Genomic DNA, 8,357 nt, shown 5'->3' on the forward strand with positions numbered 1-8,357 from the left:
TTTAGTTTCTTTTTGAATTTTAGTAATTAAAGCATGACATTTGTTCATAACTTTATCCATTTGTTCAAACGGATCACCTTTTTCTTCGTCAACAAAATGAGGCTCATAACCATATCCTTCAAAAAGTTTCTGAAGTTCATCATCGTCCATTCTGCCAAAAACAGTCGGTCCCGAAATCTTATAACCATTTAACATAATGCCAAGATCACTCAAAAAAGGACCATTCGTGGACCAAAAGCTTCTTGATAAGCTCGATGCTGCCGTTGAAAGCGGTAACAAGAAGCCTATCAAAACATGGAGCCGTCGTTCAATGATTACACCTGACTTTGTAGGCCATAACTTCGCAGTCCACAACGGTAAGACATTCGTCGCTGTCTACGTGACTGAGAACATGGTCGGACACAAACTCGGTGAATTCGCACCCACCCGAATCTTCAAAGCTCACGGAGGAATCGGTAAGAAGTAGATCGTCTGATTTCATTTTATGCGCGCTTTCCAATTACTCTCAGCAATCACAGGAGTTTTACTCTTGGCTGCAAGTGTTGCTAGCGCGCAACATAATGAAAATCGAGATGCTCGCCTATTGAAGCTGGAAGCGAAAGTAGCCAGCCTTCAACAACATAATCAGACGCTCTCCAAGGCTCTTGCCCATGCTAACCAGCAAGAAGCAGAAGCCAACAGAGAGTTAGAGACAATCCGCTTAGATCTTGAAGCGCTCGGAACCTACCCACTTGGGACAGATGACGAGCGACTCAAGCAGGCGGTGGCCAACCGCAAGGTTCTCGAGGATCGCAACAGCAAGCTGGAAACAGCAGCACTGAAGCTCACCGACCAGGTGCGTGAATACCTCAAGACCGCCTTTGCAGCTGACGCCGAAGCACGACTAAATGTAGAATCTGCAATCAGAGGACTTGACGTCGAGCTCGGAATAAGGCACAAGCCGCTTCCCCAAGTAGATTTTGGCTCCCTTCAGGAAGCAAAAATCATCAGCATCGATAGCCAATCCGGCTTGCTGGTACTGAATGCAGGGGGAAAGCAGCAAGTGCGCATCGGCATGACGTTCCGTATCCTACGCGGTAACGGCCAAATAGCTGAAGCTATCATTGCTCGGGTTCGTCCAGATATATCTGGAGCCCTAGTAGTGACACTCGAAGACACCAACAACGCGGTTCGCCTCGGCGACATCGCATCTATCAAAACGATACAATAATCAGGAATTAATCATCCAACGGAAACAAATCCATGGAAGTAAAATCAACATACAAATACGCTCGCGTCTCCGCTAAGAAGGCACGTGACGTGGCCCGCGAAATCCAGGGTCTTCCTGTGTCCTCCGCACTTGACGCACTGAACTTTACACCAAAGAAATCAGCTGCTCTCATTGCTAAGACACTGAAGTCCGCAATTGCTAACGCAGAAAATAACTTCGAACTCGATGCAGATGAACTCATCGTGAAAGAGGCTACGATCGGCGAAGGTCCAACATTCAAGCGTTTCAAACCACGTGCCCGCGGCTCCGCAGGTGCTATCCGTAAGCGCACTAGTCACATCTTCATTACCCTTGCTCCACAAGCAGAGGCTTAATACACTAAACACTTAAAGAACCAACATTATGGGACAAAAAGTAAATCCGATCGCATTCCGCCTCGCAGTTAGCAAAGACTGGCGTTCGAAGTGGTATGCCAAGGGCAAAGACTATTCAGACAAGCTCCACGAAGACCTCAAGATCCGTAAGTACATCAAGGGTCGTCTTCAGTTCGCAGCTCTTTCACGCGTCACTATCGAGCGTGCTTGGAACAGCGTTCGTGTAACTATGCACACATCACGTCCAGGTCTTGTGATCGGACGTAAGGGTGCAGAGATCGAGAAGATGACTTCAGACATCACAAAGATTTGTGGTGGATGCCAGGTGAAGATCGATATCATCGAGATTCGCAAGCCAGAGCTCGACGCACAGCTTGTTGCAGAAAATATCGCCGTACAGCTTGAGCGTCGTATCGCTTTCCGTCGTGCAATGAAACGCTCACTCCAGACAGCAATGGAATTTGGTGCCGATGGTATCCGTGTTCGCTGCGCGGGTCGTCTTGGTGGTGCAGACATCGCACGTGCTGAGTGGTACCGTGAAGGTAAAGTGCCTCTTCAGACTCTCCGCGTTCCGATCGACTACGGATTCGCTGAGGCATCAACAACTTACGGCATCATCGGTGTCAAAGTATGGATCAACAAGAAGGAAGAAAAGCCAACAACTGGTGGTGGTAACAACCGCAACGACCGTGGTAACCGTGGTCGCCGTCCAGGTGGTGAACGCCGCGAGCGTCGTCAGGGCTAATCTCTTATAAACTTATAACAATTAGGAATAAAGAATTATGCCATTAATGCCAAAACGCACTAAGTTCCGCAAGAGTCAGCGCGGTAACCGCGGTGGTAATGCTCAGCGTGGAACTGAAGTTAGCTTCGGTGACTACGGTCTTCAATCACTCGGTCGCACATGGATGAGTAACCGCCAAATTGAAGCTTGCCGTATCTCAATCAACCGCTTCCTCAAACGTAAGGGAAAAGTATACATCCGTGTATTCCCTCACAAATCAGTCACAGCTAAACCTGCTGAAACTCGTCAGGGTAAAGGTAAGGGCGCTGTTGATCGTTGGGTAGCAGTAATCAAGCCAGGTGCTATGATCTTCGAGATCGCAGGTGTGCCTGAAGCTGATGCGAAGGAAGCTCTTCGTCTCGCTTCAAACAAGCTTGGTTTCCGCACCCGTTTCGTCGAGCGTAATAAGCTCATCTCGTAATCGAACTTAAATAACGCGAAATAGAATAAACACTATGTCTACTAAAATTAGCGACATCCGCGAGCTTTCCGTTCAAGAGTTGAGCAACAGTCTCCGTGAACTCAAGCAGGAAGCCCTTACACTCCGTCTTCAGCAGGCCACAGGTCAGCTAGAGAATACCGCCCGCATCAAAGCAATCCGTCGCGAAGTCGCACGTGTGAACACTGTTCTCACTGAACTTCGTACTAAGGCTGCTAAATAACCCCACAAAGGATTAAAAACATGAGCGAATCAAACACTACTAAGCCAGGTTTACGCAAGTCCCGCGTTGGCGTTGTTGTTTCCACAAGCATGAACAAGACTATCGTAGTAGAATACGTAGCGCGCGTTCCGCACCCACGTTTCAAGAAAATCGTTAAGCGTTCGAAGAAGTTCTACGCTCACGACGAAACTGGTCAAGCAGCTGTCGGTGACAAGGTGCGTATCACCGAGACAAAGCCTATCTCTAAGCTTAAGTGCTGGGAACTCACAGAAGTTCTCTCCCACTAATCAACTCAAAGGATTCGGTGTCCCATTCAAAGGGGCGCCGACCTCCATCTCTGTAACAATTTAACTGATTACAAATATATGATTCAAATGGAATCCTCAGTAGCGATCGCCGACAACACTGGCGCACGCTCTGCTAAAATGATTGGTGTCCTCGGAACTCGTTCCAAGGTTGCTAACGTAGGTGACATCATCACAGCTCACGTGCGTGAAGCTATCCCTACTTCTTCTATAAAGAAGGGCGCAGTTGTGAAAGCTGTTATCGTCCGTACCGCAGCTCCAATTCGTCGTCGTGACGGATCAGTGCTTCGTTTCGATGGTAATGCAGCAGTCATCATTGATAAAGATAATAATCCCAAAGGTACTCGTATCTTCGGGCCTGTTGCTCGTGAACTTCGTGAGAAGCAGTTCATGAAAATCGTATCCCTCGCTCCAGAGGTACTCTAATTCTAAAGAACCGAACTATCATGGCACACGTAAAAAAGGGTGACAAAGTACAGGTCATCGCAGGCAAGCACAAAGGTAGCACAGGCTCTGTAACTTCAGTAAATGAAGCAAAGCAGCGTGTTATAGTTGAAGGCGTACGCAAGATCAAGAAGGCGATCAAACCTACCGAAGCTAACCAAGAAGGTGGAATCGTTGAGATTGACGGTACAATTCACATCTCAAATGTTAAGAAAGTAGATTAATCTATTCACTTTACGAGATTTTCAAAAAGCGGTTCTCTTCAGAGAGACCGCTTTTTTTGTGGATACGAGAAATCGCTTGTGCAGTTCTTAGATTTCTAGTTGCTCATTCAGAGATCTATGTTCACATGCGCGCATGAATAGGAGGAAATACTAGTAGGTAGCGTGTCGAGCCTCGCGGTGTTACTGGGAGGAGAGCGATGGATTGTGTGAGTTCGACTGCGGTCTATGAGCATGTTCATGCGTATGACTCTTTCCACTGGCTTAATATTTACCGAGTGACGGCACCGAGGCTACTTTCAGTCAAATTTTATGAGGGAAGGGCATGTATGCTTGCCGATAACCGTTGATCTTGGAGTTTTTGGCGCCGCCTTTAGGAACAAGTATACTCATATTGATAGTGCTCTGAATGCTGTTGCAGAGCAGGTACCATATTCTTCCTCCACTCAGTCTGCAATAGTGTTACCCATATTACATTCAAATGGTGAACTAGGAGTAATGCTGGGTGTAGTCTTAGGTATGTTTGGCGTCAGTTTGACGCTGTAGTTTACCACTATTCGGTAGTATTTGTGATCCACTTGCCGCAGTTTGCTGTGAAGCTTTAATGCGAGCTTGGGGTCAGTATGAACCTTGATGAATTTCTTTCGATGTTATCCATGAGTACTCGGTTTTATGACTTTATTAAGTGCTTTTGCTTAGTGATTTATGTCAGATGTGCTTTGGTTGATTGAACTCACATTCCCCATTGGTATATCCTTGGGGCAGAGTATTCACCCTTAACGTAGCCTTCGAAAAACAATATATAGTGTTCTGCGGTGGAGGAAATCGCTGATAGAGTGCGTGGGGTGTACTTAGTTCACTGCCCCTGGGATTAGTAAGTCTAGCGAAACCAAATGCGGTGCTTGTCATTAACCTTGCTGTAGCGCGGGTCTAGGGCCTCTGTAATGCTCGGGGGGAGATCCACCAGTGGTGCATTTGGATACCATATAGTTTCTTAGATCAATATTTAAGTAGCCAAACTAAGACTTAAAGAGTACTGAGCAATCATCGGGCGCTAGCTAGGTACTTAGGGTGGTGGGTATTGCAGTCCAGTTAGTGGATGACTCGCAGAGTCGTGCTGTGATTTGCCTTTTATACTTAGTCGTATTTGACCAAAGTGAGTGTAAGTCCACCTCCTGGTGCGCAGAATGGGGACTTACCATTGGGAAGTTTAGCTGGTTGGTCTAGCAGGCTGAGGTGGTCATCAAGCCTTAGTCGGCCTTGTGCAGCCTGTACTGCTGCGCCCGTAAGTAGGCGTACCATTTTATAGAGAAATCCGTCTCCAGTGAAGCTGATGAGATACCCTCCGTCGACTGGGGTGAGTGTTGCTTCAGTAATAGTGCGCGTGTAGTTTGTCTTGGCAGTTTCGTTGCCACGCAGTGCTGCGAATGCTCTAAAATCGTGAGTGCCGATGTAGTGCTGAAGGGCTTGCTCTAGAGTGGCTGGGTCGAGTAATCGAGGTAGGTGCCATGCCCTACCATTAAGCATGGGGTGAAGCACTGGTGTGGTGGCTAGAAAGTAGCTATATGTTTTCGACGTGGCGGAGAAACGGGCATGGAAATCTGCAGGCACTTCGACGCAGTCAATGACTCTGATTGTTTTGGGTAGCTTGGTGTTGAGGGCCGGAACCCAATTGTGCGGGTTCATCTCAAGACCTACTGGGCAATCAAAGTGAGCTATTTGGCCATCGGCATGGACGCCTGTATCCGTCCTGCCAGAGCCTTGAACTTTGACATCTTGTTTTGCTATGGTTGTTAGAGCTTCGTTTAGCTTATCTTCGATCGTCTGAGAGTTTGGCTGGGTGGCCCAACCATAATACGGGCGTCCATCGTAGGCGATAGTTAGTTTTAGGCGCATGAAATCTGATGTTGAGAAATTGGCAGTTGAGTAAGCAGAGGTGAAGCGAATAATGATGAAGTCATAGAAATGTTATTGATAAATATGAGATTGTGCATGGCATTCTTGCTGGGTTAGAGAGGAGAGTTAAAAGATAGAGTCGCCACAGTCTAGGTTGTACAAGCACTCGCGCCTTTGTGGTTTTAGGTTGGAATGTCAGGCCGTACAGTACTTACTTTGCAACCCTCCACCAGAGGGGAAGGGATTTTGTGATAAAAGGCGTTACTTAATGAATGGTTTCAGTGAGTTCATTGGGGCTGATACTAGGATTTAGTCGTGGGACACATGAGCCGAGCTTGAGCAGACACCCGTCTGCTTTGGTATTATGCACAGAGGCTTTGATGATAAGCGTTTGCTAAAGTACGCAACGCAATTGAGCGTCCACCTAACCTGTAAATTGTTACTCCGTGGATTACAGAGATGACGGCGGATAGAAAGCACTGGACACGATCTTATAATAGCTCCCAGGTTAGAGTTTTTTTCTAACTGACTGTAGAATAATAAGCTCTAGCAGTTGCCTGCTAGAGCTTATTATATTTTAAGATTTAATCTCAAGAGTACCTTCGGTTACGCCGAGTTTTTCCATCACTTCGAGGTCTTGCCAGAGCATGTGACCATCGGTTTTGTTGTCGATGAGTTGTAGGTAGGCTTGGAGGGTGAGTAAAGTGGATGTTTTGTCCTCGTCTAGGAAGTCGATGCGATATCGGCTGAGGCCTGTAGCACGGACTTCGTCGTAGAAGCGTGCACCAGTCTGAGCACGACCATTGAAGAGAGTGTTACGGCAGCCGACATCGGCAGCCAAAGTGTGGAGCTGCCCTACTCGATCACGCAACTGAACTTTGTGTTTCTCGCATGGACGACCGCAGTCCTTATAGCTGGTGCCTGAACTCATGAAGGTGCAGAACACGCAGTGCTCCATATGAAACATCGGCATGTGTTGGTGTAGAGTGAGTTCGAACCACTCACTTGGTGCTTGGTCGAGCATGTCTAAGAGTTGCATTACATTGAGGTCGTAAGAGAGTGTTAGATGGTCGAGTGATGCACGCTCTTTGAGAATTTTTGCTGTAGCAGGGTTCGCACAGTTGAGGGAGAAGTCCCCCGTACGGTAGAGATCGTCATGGTCTTCGAAATAGCGGACAGCCCCGAGGTTGCGTATGAGCACTCCATCGGGCTTAGTTTTGTCGATGAATTTAAAGTAGCCCGTTTCTTTTGGCTTTTGAATGCGTGGGGTGGCGAGGTGAATCGTCGCGTCACCACCTGCACTGCGGACGATCTCGACAGCTTCTTTGTAGCGGCGGATGTCTTCAAAGTCAGCATAGATTCGGTTGATTCCGGCCTCGAGAGCGGCCTCGATCTGGTGAGGGTGACGCGTGAGAGTGGAGAGTTCTGCTGGGACCTGTCTAGACTCAGGCTTTTTTGGCATGATGTCTGAGAGGGTGAGCTTGGAGATTGCCTTCTCTATTACCGGCTGGTTTTCTGCGAATTGATCGAGCTTTTCGACTAGGGCTCTTCTAGCTCGGTTGAGTGCTGAAACCGGGACGATCAGGCCCTCTTCGAGTTTGTTCTCAATACTACCTAGTTCATAGGGGGTGTTGCCAAGTCTTCCGAGCTGAGCGGTGAGTGAATCTGTGGTGAGTGGGCGATTTTCAGCGGCCTGTAGTCGTTCTGTGGTGCTGACAGTGAGTCCATTACACACGAGGCTTAGAGGGGCTCCTTGCTTGCCACTGACAGTGATTTGAAGGCCGCTTTTGACCGGATTGAGTTTTGTCTTTTTCCAGAGAGCTTTCACCTCGGAATTAAGTTTTGGGTCGTCAGTTTTATAAATCTCGATCCCCGGTTTGATTCGATCCCAGTTGATTCTACAATGTTTGCTGTTGAAGTTGAGTACGGATCCCTCGACGGTCCAGATCCGTGACCCTTGTTCTAAATCCCGGTTTTCCCCAGCGTCAAAGACGATGCCGTCGCCCGCTTTGAGGCCAACCTTGCCTTCTTGGTTGAAGACGATCCAGCCTGGTCCACAATTTTCCACTGTGCCGACGCGGATTCCGCGCTTCTTTCCATACTTACCGTGGGTCAAATAGGGATGATTTGTGCCAGCGAGCCAGCCTGTGGAGAGGCCGCGTGAGAAGGTCATTTCCATCGCGTAGCGTTCATGATCTGTGATGGTGGATTCACGCTGGGCGACTGCGTCATCTATAGCTTTACGGTAGACTCGGGTCACGGCAGCCACATATTCTGGAGTCTTGAGTCGGCCTTCGATTTTGTAGGAAACCACACCCTGGTTAACGAGGTCGGGGATCAGGTCGACGGCTGCGAGGTCTTGAGGGGAAAGTAGGTAACGTTTTTCTCCCATGTCTTGGATTTCGCCATCGATAACAAGTTCGTAGGGCATGCGGCATGCTTGGGCGCACTCACCACGGTT

At 48.1% G+C, this 8,357-nt stretch carries 12 protein-coding genes; 9 read left to right on the plus strand and 3 right to left on the minus strand.

Annotated elements, in window-relative coordinates:
- On the minus strand, positions 1–195 hold a 195-nt coding region (locus ABGY95_RS00055; protein WP_347439638.1), incomplete at its 3' end, for a hypothetical protein.
- Between the two features lies 1 nt (position 196).
- Between ABGY95_RS00055 and rpsS the strand changes: the two genes are divergently transcribed.
- The 9 genes from rpsS to rplX all read left to right on the plus strand — a co-directional run bounded on the left by rpsS (position 197) and on the right by rplX (position 4,003).
- Entirely contained in the window at positions 197–466 is a 270-nt protein-coding gene (gene rpsS, locus ABGY95_RS00060) for a 30S ribosomal protein S19 (RefSeq protein ID WP_018970379.1), read from the plus strand.
- 18 nt (positions 467–484) lie between these two features.
- A complete protein-coding gene (locus ABGY95_RS00065; RefSeq protein WP_347439639.1) occupies positions 485–1,210 on the plus strand; it encodes a hypothetical protein in 726 nt (241 codons plus the stop codon).
- A gap of 32 nt (positions 1,211–1,242) precedes the next feature.
- Positions 1,243–1,584 carry a 50S ribosomal protein L22 gene (gene rplV / locus ABGY95_RS00070; RefSeq protein WP_347439640.1) on the plus strand — a complete coding sequence of 114 codons (342 nt, stop codon included), beginning with the start codon at positions 1,243–1,245 and terminating at the stop codon, positions 1,582–1,584.
- 28 nt (positions 1,585–1,612) lie between these two features.
- Positions 1,613–2,329 carry a 30S ribosomal protein S3 gene (gene rpsC / locus ABGY95_RS00075; protein WP_347439641.1) on the plus strand — a complete coding sequence of 239 codons (717 nt, stop codon included), beginning with the start codon at positions 1,613–1,615 and terminating at the stop codon, positions 2,327–2,329.
- Between the two features lie 37 nt (positions 2,330–2,366).
- Positions 2,367–2,789: a 50S ribosomal protein L16 gene (gene rplP / locus ABGY95_RS00080; RefSeq protein WP_347439642.1), complete on the plus strand. Its 423-nt coding sequence runs from the start codon at positions 2,367–2,369 to the stop codon at positions 2,787–2,789.
- 34 nt (positions 2,790–2,823) lie between these two features.
- Positions 2,824–3,030, plus strand: coding sequence for a 50S ribosomal protein L29 (gene rpmC, locus ABGY95_RS00085; RefSeq protein WP_347439643.1), 207 nt, complete (start codon positions 2,824–2,826; stop codon positions 3,028–3,030).
- A gap of 20 nt (positions 3,031–3,050) precedes the next feature.
- A complete protein-coding gene (gene rpsQ / locus ABGY95_RS00090; protein ID WP_347439644.1) occupies positions 3,051–3,317 on the plus strand; it encodes a 30S ribosomal protein S17 in 267 nt (88 codons plus the stop codon).
- Between the two features lie 78 nt (positions 3,318–3,395).
- The gene (gene rplN, locus ABGY95_RS00095; RefSeq protein ID WP_347439645.1) at positions 3,396–3,761 is read left to right on the plus strand and encodes a 50S ribosomal protein L14; all 366 of its coding nucleotides are present in this window, start codon (positions 3,396–3,398) and stop codon (positions 3,759–3,761) included.
- Positions 3,762–3,781: 20 nt separating this feature from the next.
- Positions 3,782–4,003 (plus strand): 50S ribosomal protein L24, encoded by a 222-nt coding sequence (rplX, locus tag ABGY95_RS00100; RefSeq protein WP_347439646.1) that lies wholly within the window; start codon positions 3,782–3,784, stop codon positions 4,001–4,003.
- Positions 4,004–5,137: 1,134 nt separating this feature from the next.
- On the opposite strand, the gene truA is transcribed toward rplX, so the two are convergent.
- On the minus strand, positions 5,138–5,896 hold the full coding sequence (gene truA, locus ABGY95_RS00105; protein ID WP_347439647.1) for a tRNA pseudouridine(38-40) synthase TruA: 759 nt from the start codon (positions 5,894–5,896) through the stop codon (positions 5,138–5,140).
- Between the two features lie 577 nt (positions 5,897–6,473).
- Positions 6,474–8,357 (minus strand): U32 family peptidase (locus ABGY95_RS00110; RefSeq protein ID WP_347439648.1); only part of this gene is annotated, 1,884 nt, incomplete at its 5' end.

It is taken from the genome of Rubritalea sp. (assembly GCF_039830215.1).
Taxonomy (GTDB): Bacteria; Verrucomicrobiota; Verrucomicrobiia; order Verrucomicrobiales; family Akkermansiaceae; genus Rubritalea.